20 protein-coding genes are annotated in these 20,276 nt (G+C 71.2%); 11 read left to right on the top strand and 9 right to left on the bottom strand.

The annotated features are described in order from the left end of the window. From RAN62_RS31060 to RAN62_RS31070, 3 genes are all read right to left on the bottom strand, one after another. Complete coding sequence (locus tag RAN62_RS31060) at positions 1-558, bottom strand: PepSY domain-containing protein (protein ID WP_305788371.1); 558 nt, start codon at positions 556-558, stop codon at positions 1-3. A 68-nt stretch (positions 559-626) separates the two neighbouring features. Then, the gene (locus RAN62_RS31065) at positions 627-1,424 is read right to left on the bottom strand and encodes an IclR family transcriptional regulator domain-containing protein (RefSeq protein ID WP_305788372.1); all 798 of its coding nucleotides are present in this window, start codon (positions 1,422-1,424) and stop codon (positions 627-629) included. Between the two features lie 13 nt (positions 1,425-1,437). Next, positions 1,438-2,862 carry an amidohydrolase family protein gene (locus tag RAN62_RS31070; RefSeq protein ID WP_305788373.1) on the bottom strand — a complete coding sequence of 475 codons (1,425 nt, stop codon included), beginning with the start codon at positions 2,860-2,862 and terminating at the stop codon, positions 1,438-1,440. 151 nt (positions 2,863-3,013) lie between these two features. On the opposite strand from RAN62_RS31070, the gene RAN62_RS31075 reads away from it, so the two are divergent. Genes RAN62_RS31075 through RAN62_RS31095 form a run of 5 tightly spaced genes read left to right on the top strand, consistent with a single transcriptional unit; the run spans position 3,014 to position 7,042 of the window. Further along, on the top strand, positions 3,014-4,150 hold the full coding sequence (locus tag RAN62_RS31075) for a CaiB/BaiF CoA transferase family protein (protein ID WP_305788374.1): 1,137 nt from the start codon (positions 3,014-3,016) through the stop codon (positions 4,148-4,150). Next, positions 4,135-4,902, top strand: a complete 768-nt coding sequence (locus RAN62_RS31080; protein WP_305788375.1) for a citryl-CoA lyase — start codon at positions 4,135-4,137, stop codon at positions 4,900-4,902. The genes RAN62_RS31075 and RAN62_RS31080 overlap by 16 nt, the downstream gene beginning before the upstream one ends. An 18-nt stretch (positions 4,903-4,920) precedes the next feature. Then, on the top strand, positions 4,921-5,784 hold the full coding sequence (locus RAN62_RS31085) for a DODA-type extradiol aromatic ring-opening family dioxygenase (RefSeq protein WP_305788376.1): 864 nt from the start codon (positions 4,921-4,923) through the stop codon (positions 5,782-5,784). Beyond that, a complete protein-coding gene (locus RAN62_RS31090; RefSeq protein ID WP_305788377.1) occupies positions 5,781-6,143 on the top strand; it encodes a hypothetical protein in 363 nt (120 codons plus the stop codon). The genes RAN62_RS31085 and RAN62_RS31090 overlap by 4 nt, the downstream gene beginning before the upstream one ends. Beyond that, positions 6,140-7,042, top strand: a complete 903-nt coding sequence (locus RAN62_RS31095) for a quinone oxidoreductase family protein (protein ID WP_305788378.1) — start codon at positions 6,140-6,142, stop codon at positions 7,040-7,042. Before RAN62_RS31090 ends, RAN62_RS31095 begins: the two co-directional genes overlap by 4 nt. A 12-nt stretch (positions 7,043-7,054) precedes the next feature. On the opposite strand, the gene RAN62_RS31100 is transcribed toward RAN62_RS31095, so the two are convergent. Continuing rightward, positions 7,055-8,479: a glycoside hydrolase family 43 protein gene (locus RAN62_RS31100; protein WP_305788379.1), complete on the bottom strand. Its 1,425-nt coding sequence runs from the start codon at positions 8,477-8,479 to the stop codon at positions 7,055-7,057. Between the two features lie 128 nt (positions 8,480-8,607). Here RAN62_RS31100 and RAN62_RS31105 point away from each other — a divergent pair, with 128 nt between their 5' ends. From RAN62_RS31105 to RAN62_RS31115, 3 genes are all read left to right on the top strand, one after another. Then, positions 8,608-10,299, top strand: a complete 1,692-nt coding sequence (locus RAN62_RS31105; protein WP_305788380.1) for an acyl-CoA dehydrogenase — start codon at positions 8,608-8,610, stop codon at positions 10,297-10,299. A gap of 220 nt (positions 10,300-10,519) precedes the next feature. Continuing rightward, complete coding sequence (locus RAN62_RS31110; protein ID WP_305788381.1) at positions 10,520-10,852, top strand: CU044_2847 family protein; 333 nt, start codon at positions 10,520-10,522, stop codon at positions 10,850-10,852. After that, the gene (locus tag RAN62_RS31115) at positions 10,845-14,840 is read left to right on the top strand and encodes an nSTAND1 domain-containing NTPase (protein ID WP_305788382.1); all 3,996 of its coding nucleotides are present in this window, start codon (positions 10,845-10,847) and stop codon (positions 14,838-14,840) included. Before RAN62_RS31110 ends, RAN62_RS31115 begins: the two co-directional genes overlap by 8 nt. A 46-nt stretch (positions 14,841-14,886) precedes the next feature. On the opposite strand, the gene RAN62_RS31120 is transcribed toward RAN62_RS31115, so the two are convergent. Then, positions 14,887-15,885, bottom strand: coding sequence for a hypothetical protein (locus RAN62_RS31120; RefSeq protein ID WP_305788383.1), 999 nt, complete (start codon positions 15,883-15,885; stop codon positions 14,887-14,889). After that, positions 15,882-16,421, bottom strand: coding sequence for a SigE family RNA polymerase sigma factor (locus RAN62_RS31125; protein ID WP_305788384.1), 540 nt, complete (start codon positions 16,419-16,421; stop codon positions 15,882-15,884). The genes RAN62_RS31120 and RAN62_RS31125 overlap by 4 nt, the downstream gene beginning before the upstream one ends. A 131-nt stretch (positions 16,422-16,552) precedes the next feature. Here RAN62_RS31125 and RAN62_RS31130 point away from each other — a divergent pair, with 131 nt between their 5' ends. Both RAN62_RS31130 and RAN62_RS31135 read left to right on the top strand, forming a co-directional pair. Continuing rightward, positions 16,553-16,750, top strand: coding sequence for a hypothetical protein (locus RAN62_RS31130; protein ID WP_305788385.1), 198 nt, complete (start codon positions 16,553-16,555; stop codon positions 16,748-16,750). Positions 16,751-16,937: 187 nt separating this feature from the next. Beyond that, positions 16,938-17,180, top strand: a complete 243-nt coding sequence (locus RAN62_RS31135; protein ID WP_305788386.1) for a hypothetical protein — start codon at positions 16,938-16,940, stop codon at positions 17,178-17,180. Positions 17,181-17,257: 77 nt separating this feature from the next. Here RAN62_RS31135 and RAN62_RS31140 read toward each other — a convergent pair whose 3' ends face one another. The 3 genes from RAN62_RS31140 to RAN62_RS31150 all read right to left on the bottom strand — a co-directional run bounded on the left by RAN62_RS31140 (position 17,258) and on the right by RAN62_RS31150 (position 19,237). Continuing rightward, positions 17,258-17,902, bottom strand: coding sequence for a fasciclin domain-containing protein (locus tag RAN62_RS31140; RefSeq protein ID WP_305788387.1), 645 nt, complete (start codon positions 17,900-17,902; stop codon positions 17,258-17,260). Between the two features lie 83 nt (positions 17,903-17,985). After that, positions 17,986-18,705 carry an anti-sigma factor gene (locus RAN62_RS31145; protein ID WP_305788388.1) on the bottom strand — a complete coding sequence of 240 codons (720 nt, stop codon included), beginning with the start codon at positions 18,703-18,705 and terminating at the stop codon, positions 17,986-17,988. Further along, positions 18,659-19,237, bottom strand: coding sequence for an RNA polymerase sigma factor (locus RAN62_RS31150; RefSeq protein WP_305788389.1), 579 nt, complete (start codon positions 19,235-19,237; stop codon positions 18,659-18,661). Before RAN62_RS31150 ends, RAN62_RS31145 begins: the two co-directional genes overlap by 47 nt. A 155-nt stretch (positions 19,238-19,392) precedes the next feature. On the opposite strand from RAN62_RS31150, the gene RAN62_RS31155 reads away from it, so the two are divergent. After that, a complete protein-coding gene (locus RAN62_RS31155) occupies positions 19,393-20,229 on the top strand; it encodes a DUF4397 domain-containing protein (RefSeq protein ID WP_305788390.1) in 837 nt (278 codons plus the stop codon). Positions 20,230-20,276 lie beyond the last annotated feature (47 nt).

Raw genomic sequence — 20,276 nt, forward strand, 5'->3', positions numbered from 1 at the left:
TCAGCTGTCGGCGGTCTTGGTGAGGACCTTGTAGCCGGCGTCGAGGGTGATGTCCCAGTCGGCGCCGTCGGGGGTTCGGACTTCGGCTTCGTAGGCGGCGGGGGCTGCGGCGGCCTCGAGGTCGGTGATGGTGCCGCCGGGGACTGCGGCGAGGATGGCCTTTTCGGCTGCGGCTCGCTCGGCGTCGGTCAGGGCGCGGTCGTCAGCGTCGGAGGCGGCTCCGGAGGGGGCTGCGGCGGCGCCGGAGGGGGTGTCCGTTTCCTGGGCGATGACCTTGAGGTCCTTGTCGAGGGTCACGTCGACCTCGGTGCCGTCGGGCTTGCGGACCTCGACCTCGTACGCCTCACCTTGATCGTCGCTCGTCTCGACGTCCGTGGCGGTGCCGCCGCCGACCGCCTGGACCGCGGCGGCGGCCACGCGGGTGCGGTCGTCGCCGGTGACGCCGTCGGAGTCGGCGCTGGCCGCGGTGGCCCACACTCCGCCGCCGACGGCGAGGGCGGCGACGGTCGCGGTGGTGGCGATGATGACTCGCTTGCTGCGGAGGTTGGGCTTGTTCATGGCCACAGCGTGCAGGAGCCTGCCTGAAGCCACGCTGAACGCGAGAGGCGAGGTGTGAAGAGGGCTGCTCAGGCGGTCACCGAGGGGATGGCCGCGGTCAGGCTCCAGTCGTGGCTGATGTCGGCGGCGGTGCGGAGGAGTTCGGGGAGGTAGTCGTCGGTCAGGGTTTCGACGGAGGTTTCGGCGGCGTGGACGGTGACGTTGACGGCGGCGATCACGGTGCCGGTGCCGTCGCGGACGCCGGTGGCGATCGAGCGGATGCCGGGGGCGAGGTCCTGGTCGGCCAGGGCCCAGCCTTTGGCGCGGACCTCGCGCAGGGCGGCTTCCAGGTCGGCGGGGGAGCGGCGCGGGGTGATGCCGGAGCGTGACGGTTCGGCCAGCACGGCGGCCACGGCGGCCGGGGGCAGGGCGGCGAGCAGGACCTTGCCCATGGAGGTGGCCGGGGCGGGGAAGCGGGTGCCGATGGTCACGGCCAGGGTCACGATCTTGGGGACGGCCACCCGGGCGACGTAGATGATGTCGCTGCCGTCGAGCTGGGCCAGCGACGTCGACTCGCCGGTGCGCTCGACCAGCTTCTCCATGTGCGGGCGGGCGACCTCCCACATGCTCAGCGAGTCGACGTACGCCATGCCCAGGTCGAGGACCCGGGGGGTGAGCGCGTAGTCCCGGCCGGCGCTCCGCACGTACCCCAGGGTCTCGAGGGTTATCAAGATCCTCCGGACGGTGGGCCGGGCCAGACCGGTGAGGGTGGCGACCTCGCTGAGGGTCATCGACGGGGTGCCGGACCGGAAGGCGCGCAGGACGTCGAGGCCGCGGGCCAGCGCCTCGATGAAGTCGGGACTCGTGCCCCTTCCGGTGTCGCTCATCGGCTCAATGCTTTCACTGCGCCCGGCCGGCGTCGTAGTCGGTGTACTGGTACGGGTTGTCGAACAGCTCGGCCTGCGGCAGGTCGGGGTTCTGACCGGCCTGCCAGGCTTCCTCGCCGAGGCGCTCGCGCAGGTGGTCGACGGTCGCCTGCACCGCCGTGCGGGCGGCGGCGAGATCGGTGCCGACGAGCCGGCCGTCGCGTTTGACGACCTTGCCGCCGACCAGCACGGTGTGCACGTCGCCGCGCTGGGCCTGGAAGGCGACGTGGCCGTAGGGGTGCAGGATCGGGAACATCGCCGGCGAGGCGTCGTTCTCGATCAGCACGATGTCGGCCTGCCGGCCGGGGGTGAGGGCACCGAGCTGCGAGTCGAGGCCCAGCGCCTTGGCGCCGCCGCGGGTGGCCCAGTCGACGACGTGCTCGGCGCGCAGGTGGTGATGGGTGACGGTCTCCGGCTTGGCGTGCGCCTCGAGGTGTTCGCGGGCCCGGTCGGCGCTGAGCGTGGTGCGCATGGCCGAGAAGAGGTCGCCGCTCCACCACACGCTGGTGTCCATGGAGAGGGAGACGGGCACGCCGTGGCGGCGCAACTGCCAGGTGGGCGGGTAGCCCTGACCCGCGTTCTGCTCACTCTCGGTGGAGACCGAGACCGATCCACCGGTGGCGGCGATCCGATGGTACGAGTCGGAGCTGAGCGTGGCGGCGTGCACGTACACGGTGCCGGGGGTCATGAAGCCGTTCTCGTACATCAGGCGAATGCCCTCGTCGTTGGTGGCGCCCCACACCCCGGCGTGCGTGGTGACGGGCACGCCGAGCTCGCGCGCCACCTCGAAGGCCGCCTTCTCGGGGAACGCGGGGTCGCCGGTGACGTCGAAGGCCAGCTGGAAGCCGGCGAGCTTGCCCCCGTCGATGCGGCGGCGGTAGAAGTCGCGGAATTCGTCGGAGGTGCTCCACTCCCACGGCCCGGCCTGGATGTTGCCGTAGCCCAGGACGAACCGGCCGGGCACCGCCTCGAGCGCGTCGACCGCGGCGTCGGCGTGCTGCGGGGTCTGCAGGCCGTGCGACCAGTCGACGGTGGTGGTGACGCCGGCGTCGAGGGCCTCGATCGCGCCGAGCAGGTTGCCGGCATAGATGTCCTCGGGCCGGAAGTGCTTGCCCGACTCGAGGTAGTACCAGACGAAGTACTGGGTGAGGGTCCAGTCGGCGCCGTAGCCGCGCATCGCGGTCTGCCACATGTGCCGGTGGGTGTCGATCATGCCGGGCATGACGATGCCGCCGGTCGCGTCGATCACCTCGGCGTCGTCGGGGGCGGCCAGACCGGTCCCGATCTCGGCGATGCGGCCGTCGGCGACGAGCACGTCAGCGCCGCTGAGCACGGTGTGGGCGTCGTCCATGGTGAGGACGAGTCCGTTACGGATTATCACGGGTCGGTCGACGGCCATCGGCACCTCTTTCGGACGGCTGTCCGCTCAGCGGCCAGCGCTGTCCCGACAGAGTCTGCCTCACGCAGAAACATGTCAAGGGCTTGTTTCCAGTCGATGACAGGGGCAGTCTGCTCGTGCGGACAAGCGTCCGTAGAACGGACGGTCATTGATGGACGAGCCATCCCCGGGGCCACTGAGCGGCCTGCTGGTCGCCGACTTCTCCCGGATCCTCGCGGGCCCGTACGCGACGATGCTCCTCGCCGACCTCGGCGCGCAAGTGATCAAGGTCGAAGGCCCGGCCGGCGACGACACCCGCACCTGGATGCCGCCGGAGCGGGACGGCGTATCCACGTACTACCTGGGGATCAACCGCAACAAGCGGTCCATCGCGCTGAACCTCAAGGACCCCGACGACCAGGCCGCCGCCCAGGAACTGGCCCGGCGCGCCGACGTGCTGATCGAGAACATGCGCCCCGGCGGGCTGGCCCGCTTCGGGCTGGGCTACGACCAGGTCGCGGCGGGCAACCCGGGCGTCGTCTACGCGAGCATCAGCGGCTTCGGCTCGGGCGCGGGGGCGGCGCTGCCCGGCTACGACCTGATGGTCCAGGCGATCTCCGGGCTGATGAGCCTCACCGGGGACCCGGACGGCTCGCCCTACCGCGCCGGGATCTCGGTCTTCGACGTCATGGCCGGCATGCACGCGAACATCGGCATCCTGGCCGCCCTGCACCGGCGCGCCGCCACCGGACGCGGGCAGCATGTCGAGGTCAACCTGCTCAGCTCGGCGCTGTCGGGGCTGGTAAACCATTCCAGCGGGTACGTGGCGGGCGGCACCGTCCCGTACCGGATGGGGAATGCGCACCCGAGTCTCTTTCCGTACGAACCGCTGCCGGTCGCCGACGGTGAGCTGATCGTCATCGCCGGCAACGACGGGCAGTTCCGCAAGCTGTGCCAGGTGCTCGGGCTCGACGAGCTGCCCGCCGACCCCCGCTTCGGCCGCAACCAGGACCGGACGGCGAACCGCGAGCAGCTGCGCCCGATCCTCGTCGAGCGGCTCGCCACCCGCACCCGCGACGAGTGGTTCCACCTGCTCATCGCGGCCGGGGTGCCGTGCGCGCCGATCAACACCATCGACGGCGGCGTGGCCCTGGCCGACGAGCTTGGCCTGGATCCGGTCGTGACCAGCGGCGGCGTGCCCGGCGTGCGCAACCCCATCACGTTCTCGGAGACGCCCCCGCGCTACGAGCTGCCGCCGCCCGGACTGGACGAACACGGTGAGGAGATCCGCGCATGGCTGAGGAACTGAGCTTCCCGACCGGTCTGGGCACGTCGACCGAGGACAGCATCTCGCTGCTCGGCCAGGATCTGGCGGCCGGCCTCATGGGGAAGGTCGGCTTCGGGGAGCTGGCGTTCTGGCTGGTCGCGGGGCGACGGCCCAGCTCCGGTGAGGTACGCCTGTTCGAGGCGGTGCTGGTGGCGCTGGCCGACCACGGATTCACGCCGACGGCGATCGCGGCCCGGCTGACGTACCTGTCCGCCCCTGATTCGCTGCAGGGTGCCCTCGCGGCCGGGCTGCTCGGCGGCGGATCACGTTTTCTCGGGGTGACCGAGGACTGCGCTCGCTTCTTGGCGGACACCCTCGCCGCGGCCGAGGGCGACGATTACGACGCGATCGCGCTCGACGCTGTGACGGCGGCCAGGGCGGAGAAACGCATCATTCCCGGTCTCGGGCATCCGGTGCACAAAGTTCAAGATCCCAGGACCCCCGTTCTGGTACGCATCGCCACCGAGGAAGGCGTCTACGGGCCGCATCTTCGTCTCTTCGAGGCCATTGGCCGCGTACACCCGCAGGTGTTGAATCGGAAGTTGCCGTTGAACGGGGCCGGAGTGTGCGGCGCGGCGCTCGCCGATCTGGGGTTGCCGGTGGATCTGCTGCGCGGTTTCGCCCTGCTGGCCCGGGCCGCCGGGCTGCTCGGGCAGATCGCCGAGGAGCGGCGCCGGCCCGTCGCGAACCAGATTTATCTGGCCGTCGATCGCAACGCCGTCTACGAGCCCTGAGTTCCCGAAAGGACAGTCATGGCCAGCATTGTCGCGGTCATCGCTTCGACGCATCATCCCTTCTACTACCGGGCCAGCACGGCGACGGGCGCGGACCGGCCGCCGTTCGCCGACGAGTGGACCGCCAAGATCCTCGCCTTCCGGGAGACACTGACCCGCGCCCGGCCGGACGTTCTCGTGATGGTGGGCTCCGACCATTTCCACCAGCTGTGGCTGGACAACATGCCGCAGTTCCTGGTCGGCAAGGCACCGATGTACGACGCGAACTGGTACAACGAGGAACGCGAGTTCGGGCTGCCGAGAATGCTGCTGCAAGGACAGGAAGACCTGTCCGCGCACATTCTGCGCAACGGCCTCGACGAGGGCTTCGACCTGGCGTTCAGCAACGAGCTGCGCATCGACCACAGCATCACCTGCCCGATCATCACGCTGCGGCCCGAGGCGGACCTGCCGATCGTGCCGATCTACACCAACATCTTCGCGCCGCCGCTGCCGCAGCCGAAACGGTTCGTCGCGCTCGGCGAGGCGATTCGCCGGATCATCGAGCAGTGGCCCTCGCACCTGCGGGTCGCGGTCATCGGCACCGGTCATCTGTCACTCGAGCTCGGCGGGCCCCGGCAATTCGGGCCGCACGGACCCGATCCGGCCTTCGACGAGAAGGCGGTCGGATGGATCGCGAACGGTGACCTGGACGGCTGCCTGCGCGAGGTGACATTGGACAGTCTGCACACCCCGGGCAACGCCACCCACGGATTCATGGACTTCATGCTGATGATGGGTGTCGCCGGCGCCGGGGTGAAGGCCGACTATGTCGACACGCTCGACCTGTTCCACACGATGGAGGCGTACTTCACCTGGTACCCGGAAGGGAGGCCGGCATGAGCAAGTATCTGCTGAACAAATTCCTCTTCACCGTCGATCGCGACCCGGCGCTCGTCGAGCGTTATCGCACCGAGCCGCGCGAGCTGGTCACGTGGTGGGAGGAGACGACGGCCAACAGCCTGCTCAACTGTCACAGCGGCGAGGCGAGCACATGGCTGGCCTTCTCCGAGGCCGAGCGGGACGCTCTGATCGCCCACGATCACGTCCGGCTGTTCGAGATGGGCGCGCATCCCTTCCTGACGCTCACGCTGTTCATCGCCATGTTCGAGCAGGACAACACCGAGCCGTTGGAGTTCCAGAAGGCGTACGGGGCGGCGCTGGCGGCATTCTCGCTGCCCTACCCGGACATCGCGACATGATCACGGCGGCGGTGCTGCGCGAGTGCGGCCGGTCGCCCGTGGTCGAGCAGCATCCGGAGCCCCGTCCCGGCGACGGTCAGGTGCTGATCCGGGTGGCGGCCGCGCCGATCACCCCGCTCGACGTGCTGTGCGCCACGGGCACCAGCTATTTCGGGGCGCCGCCGACGCCGTACGTGCCGGGGGTGCAGGGGGTGGGGCACCTGCCCGATGGTACGGCGGTGTGGTTCGCGACGTCGGCCGGAATGCGACCGGGCTCGGGCAGCATGGCCGCGGCCGTCGCGGTCCCGGAGGCCGATGTGGTCCCGTTGCCGCCCGGCGCACCCTTGGAGCTGACCGCCGCGCTCGGGTTGTCGGCCGTCGCCGCCCACGAGGCGCTGCACACGGCCGGTGACCCGGCGGGCAAGCGGATCGTGGTGCTCGGCGCGGGCGGCGTTGTCGGGCAGTCGGCCGTCCAGCTGGCCCGGCTCGCCGGGGCGAGTCACGTGATCGCCGTCGCCCGCTCCGCCGACGCGCTGGCGCGAGCCACCGAGCTCGGTGCCACCGCCACGGTGCCGCTCGGTGCAGCCCTCGACGGACCGGTCGACCTGGTGATCGACCCCGTCTTCGGGGCGCCGGCCGCGGCGGCACTGCGGGCGCTGCGCCCGGGCGGGATATTGGTCAACCTCGGGTCCGCGGCCGGGGCGACCGCGCCGATCGATTCGGCGGTGCTGCGCGGCGGGTCACTGCGGATCGTCGGCTACACCAACAACTCGCTGACCGTCGAGCGGCGGGCGTCCGTACTCACGAAAATCGCCGGGCTCGCGGCGGCGGGCCGGCTGACCGTGACCCACCGCCGCGTTCCCGTGTCCTCGGTCAGCAATGCCTGGACCGCGCCGGGACGCACCATGCTGACCTTCTGACCGTGTCTCGTCTCACGGCCAGATCTCCGCGCGGTCGATGCTGATCACCGTGCCGGTGGAGGCCGAGGCGCGTTCACCGGTCACGCGGACGCGGACGGTGTGGGTGCCGTACGCGAGCTTGGGGGAGAGCCAGTTCAGGGATTCGCCGACCCGGATGGCGTTGGAGAAGTCGACGCGCTGTTCGGCGCCACCGTCGACGCTGATGGCGGCGATGCCGTTGCCCACGTCGCGTACGGACAGCAGGCCCAGCTGCGTACCCGTGAAGGTGAACGTGGCCGTCGCGTTGGTGGCGCCGCTCCAATGGTCGTCGCCCCAGAAACACTGCGCGGCGCAGCCGGTGCCCGAGCTCCACGCGCCGCCGTACGCGAGGGAGCCGTTCCCGCTCGTACGCCCGTCGTCGTTGATCCAGGCCGTCGAGGGTCCCGGGTCGCCGGACGGCAGGTCCTGCGTGGCGCCGATGGCCAGGGGTATGCCGAGATTCGGGCTGCCGTCGGCGTTCCAGGTGATGCGCTGCACCCGCGTCGTCCGGTTGGTGTAGGTGAACACGCTGGTCGTCTTGGCGTGATAGACGATCCAGTCCTGTGTGCCGTCCGGGCTGGTGAAGAACGCGTGGTGCCCGGGCCCGAACACGCCGTTGCCGTCCGCGCGGGCGAAGACGGCGCCGTTGCGCTGCTGCCAGTTGGCCGGGTTCAGCGGGTCGGCCGTGCTCGCGATGCTCAGCTGCCAGACCTGATAGTCGGGCTTGCCGGTGTCACAGGCGGAGTAGGTCATCCACGTGCGGCCGTTGCGGTAGAGGAACTCCGGGCCCTCCCGCACCTCGGGGCAGCCGCCGGCGGCGTTGAGGGCGACCGCGTTGCCTGACACCGTCCACGGGTTCGACAGCGGCGCCACGTTGATGCCGTTGTGCTGGTAGGCGTTGGTGCCGGCCCACGCCAGATAGAGCCGGCCGTTGTGCTGCATGATGCCGGGGTCGATGGCGAACACGTCACGGTTCGGGGGCACCAGCCGGGCCTTGAAATGGTACGGGCCGAGCGGGTTGTCGCCGCTGGACTCGAGCACGTAGAGCCGGTGGTTCTCGTCCACCCCGTCGTCGGCGGTGTAGTACATGTACCAGAGCCCGTTGAGCCGATAGAACTCCGGCGCCCACACCTCCTTGTTGCGCGCGGCGTTGCTGTCGCGCCACACCTCGGTGGCGGGCGCGTTGAGCAGCCCGGCGACGCTGGGCGCGCGGCGCATCTTGATCGAGTCGCCCTCGGTCATCGTCAGGTAGTAGCTGCCGTTGAAGAAGGTCATGAACGGGTCGGGCTTCACCCCGATCGGGTTGCGGAACGTGCCGGCGGCCAAGGCGTGAGCCGGGCCGGGCGCGGCGAGCGTGAGCAGCAGTCCGGTGAGCGCGACAAGCGCAAGCCACCACCGGCGGGGAACGGTTCGGGGCATGACGTACCTCCATCGACGAGCCCCTGTGGGGGACGGGCTCGTGAGGGGATCGTAAGCCGCCCCGAAGCGATCGGACGGCTCGTATGTCCAGACGGGCCGGGCCGGCCGGAGAGGCATACGGTGGGGGGATGCCGATGATCCTGAACCGTCGCGATCTGGATTTCCTGCTGTACGAGTGGCTCGACGTCGAGGCCCTGACCGCGCAGCCACGGTTCGCGGAGCACGGCCGGGAGACCTTCGACGCGGTGCTCGATCTGTCGGAGCGGATCGCCGAGCGGGAGTTCTCGCCGCACAACCGGCGTGGTGACCTGGAGGAACCGACGTTCGACGGCTCGTCGGCCACCGTGATTCCCGAGGTGGGCAAGGCATTGCGGGCCTTCGCCGACGCCGGGCTGCTGGCGGCGACCTTCCCCGCCTCGGCCGGGGGCATGGAGCTGCCCCAGGTGGTGGGGCGAGCGTGTTTCGCCTGGTTCCAGGCCGCGAACATCGCCACGTCGGCCTACTCGATGCTGACCATGGGCAACGCGGCCCTGCTGCTGGAGTACGGCACCCCGGAGCAGATCGACACGTACGTACGCCCGATGCTCGAGGGTCGTTACACCGGGACGATGTGCCTGTCCGAGCCCCAGGCGGGCTCCTCGCTCAGCGACGTGGCGACGCGTGCGGTCCGGCAGGACGACGGCACGTACGCGATCACCGGCTCGAAGATGTGGATCTCGGCCGGCGATCACGAGCTCAGCGAGACGATCGTGCACCTGGTGCTGGCGCGTGTCGTGGGGGCGCCGCCCGGCGTGAAGGGGTTGTCGCTGTTCATCGTGCCGAAGCATCTGACCTCCGGCGCCCGCAACAACGTCACCCTGGCAGGGCTCAACCACAAGATGGGCTTCCGGGGTACGACCAATGCGGTGCTCGCGTTCGAGGGCGCGACCGGTCACCTCGTCCAGTCGGAGGGTCAGGGACTGGCCCAGATGTTCCACATGATGAACGAGGCGCGGATCGGGGTCGGGGCGGGCGCGGTGGCGCTCGGCTACACCGGGTACCTGCACGCTCTCGCTTACGCCCGGGAGCGGCAGCAGGGCCGGCCGCCCGCGGGGAAGGATCCTGCGGCGCCGCCCGTACCCATCGTGCGTCACCCCGATGTGCGCCGCATGCTGCTGGCGTCCAAGAGCTATGTCGAAGGCGGCATGGCTTTGATCCTCTACGCCGCCAAACTCGTCGACGTCGGTGAGAACGTGCTGCTCGACGTGCTGACCCCGATCGTCAAGGCGTGGCCGTCGCAGTGGTGCCTGCGCGCCAACGACCTCGCCATCCAGGTGCACGGCGGGTACGGCTACACCCGCGAGTACCCGGTCGAGCAGTTCTACCGCGACAACCGGCTCAACCCCATCCACGAGGGCACGGACGGGATCCAGGCGCTCGACCTGCTCGGCCGCAAGGTGCTGATGAACGACGGTCTGCGGGTTTTGACGCAAGCGATCTCCGCCACGGCCACGTCCTCGTCCTCCCCGTACGCGCCGCGGTTGCTCGCCGCCGCGGAAAGGCTGGCCTCGGTCACCGCGCGGTTGTGGGCCTCCGGCGACGCGGACAAGGCGCTGGCCAACGCGTCGACCTATCTGGACGCGGCCGGGCACATCGTGATCGCCTGGATGTGGCTGTCCCAGCTCGACGCGGCCGGCGACAAGGAGGGCGCGTTCTATGCCGGCAAGCGCCTGGCCGCCCGGTACTTCTTCGACCACGAGCTGCCCCGGGTCGGGCCGTGGCTGGACCTGTTGGAGTCCGGCGACACCCTCCTGCTCGACCTGGACGACACCGTGCTGTGAAGCGCTTTCCCCGGTGCGACCCGCCCGGTCGTACCCGGGGAAAGCGCTCGCCACCATGCCGCCGGATTCGCGGGCCGATCGTGAATCGGGCGAGTCGCTGCCCGGACGGGCTGAACGGATTCCCCGGGCGGGATGACTTCGTTGCCCGGGGGTCCGCGGCTCGGTCACGATGCGTTGCGGGCACGACGCGGTGCCCGGCGGATGGTGAGAGGGGCGCTCGGTGCCGGAGCTGGCTCGGATCGAACTGGAGCACGGCGGGTGGCTGTACCTGGAGGCGGCCGGCGGCGAGTTCGACGGCCCGGTCAAGGCGGGGCTCGCGGATGCCGTCTCGCAGGTGCCGGGCACGTTGCGGTCGGCGCTGGGAACGATCGGCCAGGCGTCACGGGAGATTCTCGGCAGCCTCCAGCCGGCGAGACCCGACGAGGTGAAGGTCGAGTTCGGGGTCAACATCTCGGTGGCGGCCGGCGCGCTGATCACGAAGGGCACCACCGGCGGGCATCTCAAGGTCACCTTGACCTGGTCGGCACCCGGCGACCAGCCGGCCCATGGTTGATCAGGCGCCGATTCTGACCGCGACCGTCGCGGTGCTCGGCCCCGACGGACGGATCCGCGGGACCGGCTTCGTGGCCGGAGGTGTGGTGGTCACTTGCGCCCACGTGGTGACCGGGACCCGCGTGCGGCTGCGGTTCGTCAATCTTCCGGACCGGCCGGAGGTGACTGCCGGCGTCGACCCCGGCGGCTGGCGAGCGCCCGCGGAGGAGGACATCGCCATTCTCCGGCCGGACCACCTGCCCGACGGGGTGAACGGCCTGCGCCTCGGGTCGTCCGCCGGTATTCGGGGGCACAGGGTGTCGGCGTGGGGATACCCCGCCCCGGCGGCGGACGGGAGGTTCGGGTACGCCGAAGCCGGTGACGCCCACGCCGGACTGCTGCACCTGACGGAGGCGGAAGACCTGACCGTCGGTTTCAGCGGCGCCCCCGTGATCGACGAGACCACGGGGCTGGTGGCCGGCATGTTCACGGCGATCGACCCGGGGGATCGGCACGGGCGCGGCCGGGGCGTCGGATACGCGACGACGGCCGAGACGCTGGCCAGGGTTCATCCGGCTCTCGCCGCGTCGGAGAGGTGCCCGTACCGCGGCCTGGAGCCCTTCGGCGCCGAACACGCCGCCTGGTTCCACGGCCGGGACACCGTGGTGACCGCTGTCCGCAAGGCTCTCGACCGGCGCGCCGTCATGTTGCTCGGTCCGTCGGGTTCGGGCAAGTCGTCGCTGGTCCACGCCGGCTTGCTGCCCGGCCTGCGGGCCGGCTCCCGCTGGCACGTGCTCGTCGCCCGGTCCGCCGCCGACCTGGGGGCCGACTTCGCACGCGACGGCCTCGCCGTTGCCGCCGGACACGCATGGGAACAGGCGATCCGCGACCGGCTCGCCGGGCAGCCCGCCGGAGTCCGGCTGCTGCTGGTGATCGACCAGTTCGAGGAGCTGCTCACCACCGACGGCCACGACGCCACGCTGGCCGCTCTGACCGCCCTGGTCACCCGGACGGCGCCGCTGACCGTCCTGCTGGTGATGCGGGACGACTTCTACCCGCGGCTGGCCGAACGGGCGCCCGCGCTGCTCGACGCCCTGCTGCCGGGCATGGTCAACGTTCCGGCCGTGATCGGCGAGGCCGACCTGCACGCCATGGTCGTCGCACCGGCGGCGAAGGAAGGGCTGTCCCTGGAACCCGGCCTGGCGGACCAGATCGTGCAGGACGTCACCGGCCTTCGCGACGCCGCCCCGGTCACCGTTCTGCCGCTGCTCGAGCTGGCGTTGCACCAGCTCTGGCAGGAGCGGCGCGACGGGCGGCTCACCTACGCCGCGTACAAGGAAATGGGCGGAGCCGCCGGCAGCCTGGCCAGGCGCTGCGACGAGGCTTTCCAGACGCTGCCGGTGAACCGGCACGAGGTGGCCTGGCGGGTGCTGACCGCACTGGTGCGTCCGGCCGAGAACGGTGTGCCGCACACCCGCAGGCCGCGCACCCCGGACGAGCTGCGCGAGCTGGCCGCCGACTTCGAGAGCCGCGACCCGGGACCGGTCGACGAGGTCCTGCATCGGCTCACCACCGGAACGCCACTGATCGTCACCCGCTCGGCGGCCGCCGGCCCCGGCGGACCTCCGGTCGTCGAACTGATTCACGAAGCGCTGCTGCGGGACTGGCCCGAGCTGCGCCACCGGGTCGACAAACATCGCGGTTTCAACGCCTGGCTGGGGCGGGCCGAGGAGCAGCGTACGGTCTGGTCGGTGAGGCGCAGGAGCAGCGACCTGCTGCACGGCAGCGACCTGAACGAGGGTGTGCAGTGGGCCGCCGAGCGCGGGCTCACCGCCGATGTCGCCGCGTTCCTCGCCGCCAGCCGCCGTGCGGAACGGACCCGTACCCGGCTGCGGCAAGCCGCAGTCGCGGCGCTGGTCACTCTGACGATCCTCGCGGTGACCGGGGCCGGAGTGGCCTTCGTCCAGCGCAAGACCGCCGTCGCCGCGCAACACGAGTCGCTCTCCCGCCAGCTGGCCGCCCAGTCACAGAGCCTCGCCGCCACGAACCCCGACCTCGCCGCGCTGCTCGCCGTGCACGCCTACCGGGCCGCGCCCACCGAGCAGGCGGTCACCAGCATGTACGCCGCCGAGTCCCGGGCGCGGCCGCTGCTGCGCACGCTCAGCACGGGAACCGGGGCCGTGAACGGCGTGGCGTTCAGCCCCGATGCCCGGCTGCTGGCGACTGCGGTCGCCGACGGGACGGTGCGGCTCTGGGACACCGCCGACGGCACCTTGAGGACCACGCTGACCGGGCACTCCGGGCCGGTCGAGGCGGTCGCCTTCAACCGCGACGGCTCGCTGCTGGCGAGCGCGTCCGACGACGGCACCGTGCGGGTCTGGGACCCGGCGTCCGGCAGGACGCGGGCCGTACTCCAGGGACACCGGGATCGGGTGTACGCCGTCGCGTTCTCGCCGGACGCGACGCTGCTTGCCAGCGCGGGCCGCGACTCGACCGTCCGTGTCTGGACGACCGGCGGCGCGTCCAGGGAGGTCTTCACCGGCCACACCAACGCCGTGCAGTCGGTGGCGTTCAGCCCCAACGGCCGGGTGCTGATCACCACGAGTCAGGACCGGACCGCCCGCCTGTGGAATCTGGGTTCCGGCGACGAAGGCGGCCGGATCACTCAAGGGGACATGCTGAACGCGGCGTCGTTCAGCCCGGACTCCCGGACCATCGTCACCGCCGGCGGGAACAACTTGGTCAAGCTATGGGACATGGCCAAGCGCAAGGTCCGGGCGACGCTCACCGGTCCCGGAGGCTCCGTGCTGTCCCTGGCCTACAGCCCCGACGGCGCCACGCTGGCAGCATCGGGCATCGAGAGCAAGGTGCTGGTCTGGGACGCGGCCACCGGCACGCTGCGCGCCGAGCTCATCGGGCACAGCGCCGCGGTGCAGCAGGTGACGTTCAGCTCCGACGGCAGGACCATGGCCACCGCCGGGGCGGACGGCACGGCACGGCTCTGGGACGTCACCGGTGGCATGCCGAAAGTCGTGCGCACCGGCAAGGCGATCATCACCATGGCGCACAGCCGCGACGAGCGCTACCTGGCCTACGCCGAGCACGCCGGCCGACGGAGCCTGCTCGACCTCGTCACGCGCACCAGCACCAGCGTGACGACCGGCCTCGCCACGAACCAGGACAGCGTCGCGATGGCCTTCAGCCCGGACAGCCGGGTCCTCGCGGTCGGGGGCCTCAACCGCGAGGTACGCCTTTACGCCACGACCACCGGCCGGCAGGTGCGCGTTTTGAAGGGGCACCGCCTGGGCGTCTACGGGCTGGCGTACCGTCCCGACGGCCGGCTGCTCGCCAGTGCCAGCAACGACGGGACGATCCGGTTGTGGGACACCGCCGGTGGGACGGCCCGTGTCCTCAAGGGGCACACTGCCGGTGTCGTTTCGGTGGCGTTCAGCCCGGACGGGCGCCGGCTCGTCAGCGGTGCGGCCGACAACACCGTACGCATCTGGGACGTCGGATCCGGGCGGCTGGAGACCAGCTTGTCCGGGCACACCGATATCGTCAACGCGGTGGGCTTCAGCCCCGACGGGCACACGATCGCGAGCGCCGGCGGCGACGGCACCGTACGCCTGTGGTCCGCCCGGGACGGCGCGGCCGGAGCCGTCCTGGCCGGTCACACCGCGGGCGTGAACAGCGTGGCGTTCTCACCCGACGGGACCACTGTCGCCAGCGCGAGCGACGACCGGACCATCCGTCTCTGGGACGTCGGGGCCGGCATCACCCGCGCGGTGCTCACCGGACATGCCGGCGGGGTGCACGCGCTGGCGTACGGCCTGAACGGCACCATCATCTACAGCGGTGGCGAGAACGTGCGGCTCTGGCCGGTCGGCCTGCCCGCGCCGCGCGTGGCGCTGAACCATCTTTGCGGAGCGATCGGCCGCGACCTCGCCGCAGCCGAGTTCCGCCGCTATCTGCCGGCCCAGCCCGCCGAGCCGGCCTGCGCGAAGCCTTGAAACAAGCGTCCTCGGCGGGCGGGCGGCGGGGTAGGGGTACGGGCGGTCAGTCGTTGTCCCGGGCCAGCAGGTCGTACGTCACGTCGGTGATGGGCTCGGCGTCCTGCGGGGCCTCGGGCGGCTCGATGCCGTCGTACCGGGTGATGGTGATGACCAGGGGCGCTTCGGGCTGCTGGTCCGGCGCCTGGGACGCGAGGGTGCCCGGCAGGTCGAGCGTGAAGCCGGTCAGCCGGCCCTGCCCGTCGAGCGTGGCCCGGTACCTCATCGACGTGGCCGGGGCGCCGTAGTAGCTTGCCGGTTCGTCGATGAGCAGGCGGAGCTTGCTGTCGACCTTGGTGGCGTCCAGGGTGCCGGTGATGGTGTCGCCGGTTCGTTCCGCGGTCGTCACCGCGGCGATCAACGCGTCGGCGCCGGTGATGTCCGGCTTCTCGGCGGCGGGGGTGGGCGCGAGGTAGTCCAGCGAGCTCTGTTCGTCAACCTGTGCTGCCTTGATGAGGCGCTGCGGGTCGACCCGCAGCCAGTGGGTACCGTCCAGCTGGGCGATGCCGGTCGCGTAGCGGTCGATCTCGGCCTGCGGGAGTCCGGCGCTCTTCAACTGTTCCAGGACCCCGGGGCCGCTGTACGTGCCGGCGCCGGAGGGCTTCAGGTAGGTCGTGGTGCCGGCGCGCCGGAGGGACATCGCGCTGCTGTACTCGATGTCGTAACCGCCGGCCGCCTCGACCCGGGCGCGGACGATGTCGGTGATGAGGTAGGCGCCGCTGAGACTGAACTCGTAGGTGCCCGCGTCCAGCCCGTGCAAGGAGTTGTCGAGATCCTGGATCGCCTTGCCGTCGCTGACGACGACCGGGGTGTCACCCCCGGGCCGCAGCGCCGCGATGCCACCGGTCACCGCGGCGATCGCGGCTGCGGCCCCGGCTGCCGCGGCGAGGTGCCGCCGGGTGCGGCGGCGCTTGCCGGACCGCAGGATCGGGCCGGGATCCAACGGGCCGGTGGTGCGGGCCAGGTCGTTCATGGCGGTGCGCAGGTCGTCCGGGGCGAGGGTCATGACTGCTCCTGGGGGCCGTGGAGGGAGTGCGGGCTGGGCGCCTCGTCGTCGAGCGCGATGCGCATCTTGCGCAGTGCCGTGTGGCAGGTCGACTTGACCGTGCCGACGCTGATGCCGAGCATCGAGGCGACGTCGCGTTCGGTGTGGTCGTCGAAATAGCGCAGCACGACGACGGCGCGTTCCCGATGGGTGAGCAGATCGAGAGCGCCGAGCAGAGCCCGGCGGTCGTCGATCGTGTCGTCCGGGCGCCCGGGGACGTCGGGCACGACGTCGACCGGTCGTTCGTGGCGCTGGTGCGCGGTGCGCCACCAGTCGGTGACCGCGTTCGTGACCGAGCGCTGGACATACCCGTACGGATCGTCGTGTTCGATGCGTGACCATCGCTGGTACGCCCGGACGAGCACGGTCTGCACAATGTCCCGGGCCTGCTCCCGATGTCCGCAGAGCAGCTCGGCGTGCGCGATCAGCCGATGGGAACGAGTCGCCACGAAGGCGGTGAAGGACTCGTCTCGGTCCCGGGCTCGTCTGAACTTCATGATCTCTCAGACGGAGCGGCCCCCGGAAAGGTTGGGCTCCCGCCTCCGGATGTTTCCCCGCGGGTGCCCGTGGGTCGTGTGCGCCCCGTGCCGAGGGGCAGGGCGAGGGCGGCGGTGGGTTCGTCGAGGAGGTGGACCTCGGCCTCCTGCGGGAATGCCCGGCGAGCGGGGTGCGCCGGCGCCGGCCGCCGGAGCTCGCGCAGGCGACGCCGGGCCAGGTGGGAGATGTCCAGCGCGTCCATGATATCGGCGGCACGGGGAAGATCACCACGTGGTGGCCGGTCGTCGCCGCCTGGCCGGATCCCCCGGAGCCGGGCCGGCGGACGTGATCCACGCCTGCGTGAATCGCTCGACCAGCATCGTGCGGGTGATCGCCGGCACCGGGGGAGCCCGCTGTGCGAACGGCGCGCTGCTCCGCCGGGCTCCCGGGTTCGCAGGGGCTGCCGGGGGTGCGGGGCGCGACCGGCGCGCAAGGGCCGGCCGGTGCGACCGGTCCGAGTACGGCGTGCCGTACAGGTGAGCACCGATGATGTCGACGTTCGCGAGCGCCGCGGCGTCGTTGAGGACGGCGTCGGACATGGACTTCACGTACTGGAACGATTCGGGCGCGATGATCCTGGTGCGCTGGGCGGCGGCGCGGAGATGCTGCTGTGGCTCAAGACGCCGGGGGAGTCCGACGGCAACTGCGGGGTCAGGGCCGGGTCCAGTGCCGGGCAGTTCCTGCCCGAGGTGGCGTACAAGATGATCCATGGATATTGATCTTGATCGAAGGAGACCGCCGGGCCCGGGCGCGACGGGGGCGCGAACCGCGACGGTCCGCGCCCCCGGCCGCGTGATCAGGGCAGGTCGATCGGGCGCAGCACCCGGTCGATGCCGTGCGCGATCTGCTTGTTGCCCTTGTTGATGTCGAAGCGGTTCACCCGCGGGTTGCGGTCGCTGCGGTCGGCGTCGATCAGGGCGACGCGCTTGCGCCAGTGCCCGTACACGTCGACCTTGATCGTGGCGCCCGCGGCGGTCGTCAGCTTGGCGCCGTCGGCCTTGAGCGCCGCCTTGCGGTCGATCGTGGCGCCCGGGACGACGTGGTAGAGCAGGACCGTCTCGACGGTGTCGATGCCCAGGCCGGCGACCGCGGTGAACGCCGCCTTCTCGGCCGGCAGCTTGCGGGTGTGCTGGAGGTCGGCGACCAGCCGGCGGAAGGCCAGGTCGTCGGGGAGGAAGGCGGTGACGGCGGTCGTGCCGTCGGCGAGCACGGCGACCGGGCTGGACGGCTTGGCCGTCAGCACGGCCCGCACCGCCGCGGTCAGGATGTCGTAGTCGTTGCCCTTGCGGTCGAAGCCGCTCTTGTCCGCGGTCAGCACCGCGGCCAGCGACCTGGTGCCCAGCGGCTTGGTCTTACCGTGCGCGGCGGCCGGTGCGGCCGAGAGGGCGGAGGCGACGATGGCGGCGGCGGTCGCGACGGCGGCGGCCCGGGTGATCCTCATCTACGTTCGTCCTTCCGGGTACGGGATGGTGGCCTCGGTGCCACCACCCCGTCCTTCGCGGCGGCCGCGCCGGTTGGATGCACCTAACTCGTCAGAGTTCCCCGCAGCAGACTTTGGCCGGAGTGGGTGGCATCGCCGTCGTGCGGTTCGTCGCTGATGTCGACGAGCCGGTAGCGCTTGAGATCGGTGCCCGGCGGGACCGGCAGCACGGCCTCCGGTGCGTCGGGCAGGTTGCCGATCGCCACCATCCTGGTCGGATCGTCGGGATCGAGCAGCCACACCTCGTGGAATCCCGTGGTCAGCGGGAGGTTGCGCACGTCGATGCGCAGTTGCCCGTCGGCCAGCACCTGCACGTCGCCGCCCGCGTTGGGCGGCACGGCCTTCAACGGCGACAGGGTCGCTTGGGCCGTCACTTCCTCGGCCGGGGTGCGGTCGGCGAACCGGTCGACGGCCACGGTGCCGGCGACTGCGAGGACGGCTGCGGCGGCTGCGGCGACCAGCGGCGTCAGCCATCGCGATCGCGTACGGCGGGGCAGCGCGCGTCGCTCGGCGATGTGGGCCACCGGTGCCGCGGGTCGCCTCGTTGCCGCGATGCCGCTTTCGATGGCTTCCCAGACGCGCTCGGGCGGGGGCGGCAAAGCCTGCAGATCCTGCGTCTCGGAGCCGACGCCGGCGACGTGGCGCAGGGCCTGCATCTCGTGCCGGCAGTCCGCGCACTGCGCGAGGTGGTCGGAATCGGTCAGCTCCTCGGCTGCTTCAGAGAGCGCGAGTAGGACCAGTCGATCGGGATCCAAGTGTTGCACCGTCCACCTCCCAACGGCGTCGCAAGTTGTGCATTCCGCGCCGGATATGACTCTTGACCGTGCCGAGCGGCAGCCCGGTGACGGTCGCTATCTGTGGATGCGTGAGATCGTCGAAGAACGCCAGTTCCAGTGTGCGCCGCTGCTCGGCGGGCAACCGGCCCAGCTCGTCGGCGACCACGAGCCGGTCGACGATCCGCTCCGGCGTCTCGTCGGCCTCGGGCGTCACCGGCTGGGCCTGCACGGTCTGCGCCGCGCGTTGTTCCCGGGTCGCCGCCCGCAACCGGTCGACGGCCTTGCGGCGCGCGATCCCGAGCAGCCAGCTCAGCATCGTGCCGCGGTCCGGATCGAAGCCGTCCCGGCCGGTCCACGCGGCCACGAAGGTCACCTGGGTGACGTCCTCGGCGTCGGCCCGGTTGTTCAGCAACCGCTGGGCCAGGTACAGCACGGCAGCGCCGTGCCGGTCGTACGCGATACGTAAGGCGGCCTCGTCGCCCGCGCGTAACCGTTCGGCGAGCTCGTCGTCGGAACTCATCGACCTCCCTCCTCCGATGTGGGTCCACTGATGATTCGCTCCCGGACGGCCCGGCGGTTGCACCTGATCTTTTCTTTTTCGCGTGCATCCAAGCGCCGCCGGCCCGGCGAAGGACCGGGCGTACGGCATCGACGACGAACACTCGAGGAGCTCCGATGCGCATCCTGTCCCTTCGCCGCGCGGCCTCGCTCGGCGTGGCCACTCTGCTCGGCCTCGGCGTCGCCGGGGCCCTGGGGTCATCGCCGGCCCACGCCAAGGCGAACTCGCAGGTCTCGGTGGTGCACGGCATCCCCGGCCAGCCGGTGGACGTGTACGTCAACGGCAAGAAGACCATCCCGGACTTCCAGCCCGGCAAGGTGGCCGGCCCGCTGAGCCTGCCGGCCGGACAGTACGACATCGCCCTCACCAAGCCCGGCGACGCCGTCGCTGACGCGCTGCTGACCGTCGACGACGCCGAGGTGCCCGGCGACGCGAACATCAGCCTGGTCGCCCACCTGAACGCGAGCGGCGAGCCGGCCCTGACCCCGTTCGTCAACGACACGGGCAAGCTGGCGGCCGGCCAGGCCCGGCTGATCGTGCGGCACACCGCCGCCGCACCCGCCGTCGACATCCGGGCCGGTGGCGAGCCGGTCTTCGAGGGCGTGACGAACGGCAAGGAGGGCCAGGCCGACCTGGACGCCGGGAGCGTCTCCGCCGACGTCGTGCTGGCGGGCGGCGACACCCGGGTGCTCGGCCCGGCCGACCTCGACCTGAAGGAGGGTACGGCGACCATCGTCTACGCGGTCGGCTCGGCCGAGGCCAAGAGCCTCGACATCGTGACGCAGAGCATCGACGGCCTGCACTCCGCGCCCGGGGGAGTGCCCAGCGGCGACGGCGGCCGCGCCGACGGCAACGGCTCCCTTCCCTGGTACGGCGTCGGGGCGATCGGCATCCTGCTGGCCGCATTGGGTCTGTCCCGGCCGGCCCACGCCCGCCTTCTTTCCCGCCGGTGACATCGCCCAGCGGCACGCCCCGGATCCGTCCGGGGCGTGCTCTGCTC

The organism is Symbioplanes lichenis, assembly GCF_030709675.1.
Lineage (GTDB): Bacteria > Actinomycetota > Actinomycetes > Mycobacteriales > Micromonosporaceae > Actinoplanes > Actinoplanes lichenis.

Coding starts and splice junctions, on each gene's coding strand:
- RAN62_RS31060 (WP_305788371.1), bottom strand. CDS start 558: ATGAACAAGCCCAACCTCCGCAGCAAGCGAGTCATCATCGCCACCACC.
- RAN62_RS31065 (WP_305788372.1), bottom strand. CDS start 1,424: ATGAGCGACACCGGAAGGGGCACGAGTCCCGACTTCATCGAGGCGCTG.
- RAN62_RS31070 (WP_305788373.1), bottom strand. CDS start 2,862: ATGGCCGTCGACCGACCCGTGATAATCCGTAACGGACTCGTCCTCACC.
- RAN62_RS31075 (WP_305788374.1), top strand. CDS start 3,014: ATGGACGAGCCATCCCCGGGGCCACTGAGCGGCCTGCTGGTCGCCGAC.
- RAN62_RS31080 (WP_305788375.1), top strand. CDS start 4,135: ATGGCTGAGGAACTGAGCTTCCCGACCGGTCTGGGCACGTCGACCGAG.
- RAN62_RS31085 (WP_305788376.1), top strand. CDS start 4,921: ATGGCCAGCATTGTCGCGGTCATCGCTTCGACGCATCATCCCTTCTAC.
- RAN62_RS31090 (WP_305788377.1), top strand. CDS start 5,781: ATGAGCAAGTATCTGCTGAACAAATTCCTCTTCACCGTCGATCGCGAC.
- RAN62_RS31095 (WP_305788378.1), top strand. CDS start 6,140: ATGATCACGGCGGCGGTGCTGCGCGAGTGCGGCCGGTCGCCCGTGGTC.
- RAN62_RS31100 (WP_305788379.1), bottom strand. CDS start 8,479: ATGCCCCGAACCGTTCCCCGCCGGTGGTGGCTTGCGCTTGTCGCGCTC.
- RAN62_RS31105 (WP_305788380.1), top strand. CDS start 8,608: ATGCCGATGATCCTGAACCGTCGCGATCTGGATTTCCTGCTGTACGAG.
- RAN62_RS31115 (WP_305788382.1), top strand. CDS start 10,845: ATGGTTGATCAGGCGCCGATTCTGACCGCGACCGTCGCGGTGCTCGGC.
- RAN62_RS31120 (WP_305788383.1), bottom strand. CDS start 15,885: ATGACCCTCGCCCCGGACGACCTGCGCACCGCCATGAACGACCTGGCC.
- RAN62_RS31125 (WP_305788384.1), bottom strand. CDS start 16,421: ATGAAGTTCAGACGAGCCCGGGACCGAGACGAGTCCTTCACCGCCTTC.
- RAN62_RS31140 (WP_305788387.1), bottom strand. CDS start 17,902: ATGAGGATCACCCGGGCCGCCGCCGTCGCGACCGCCGCCGCCATCGTC.
- RAN62_RS31150 (WP_305788389.1), bottom strand. CDS start 19,237: ATGAGTTCCGACGACGAGCTCGCCGAACGGTTACGCGCGGGCGACGAG.
- RAN62_RS31155 (WP_305788390.1), top strand. CDS start 19,393: ATGCGCATCCTGTCCCTTCGCCGCGCGGCCTCGCTCGGCGTGGCCACT.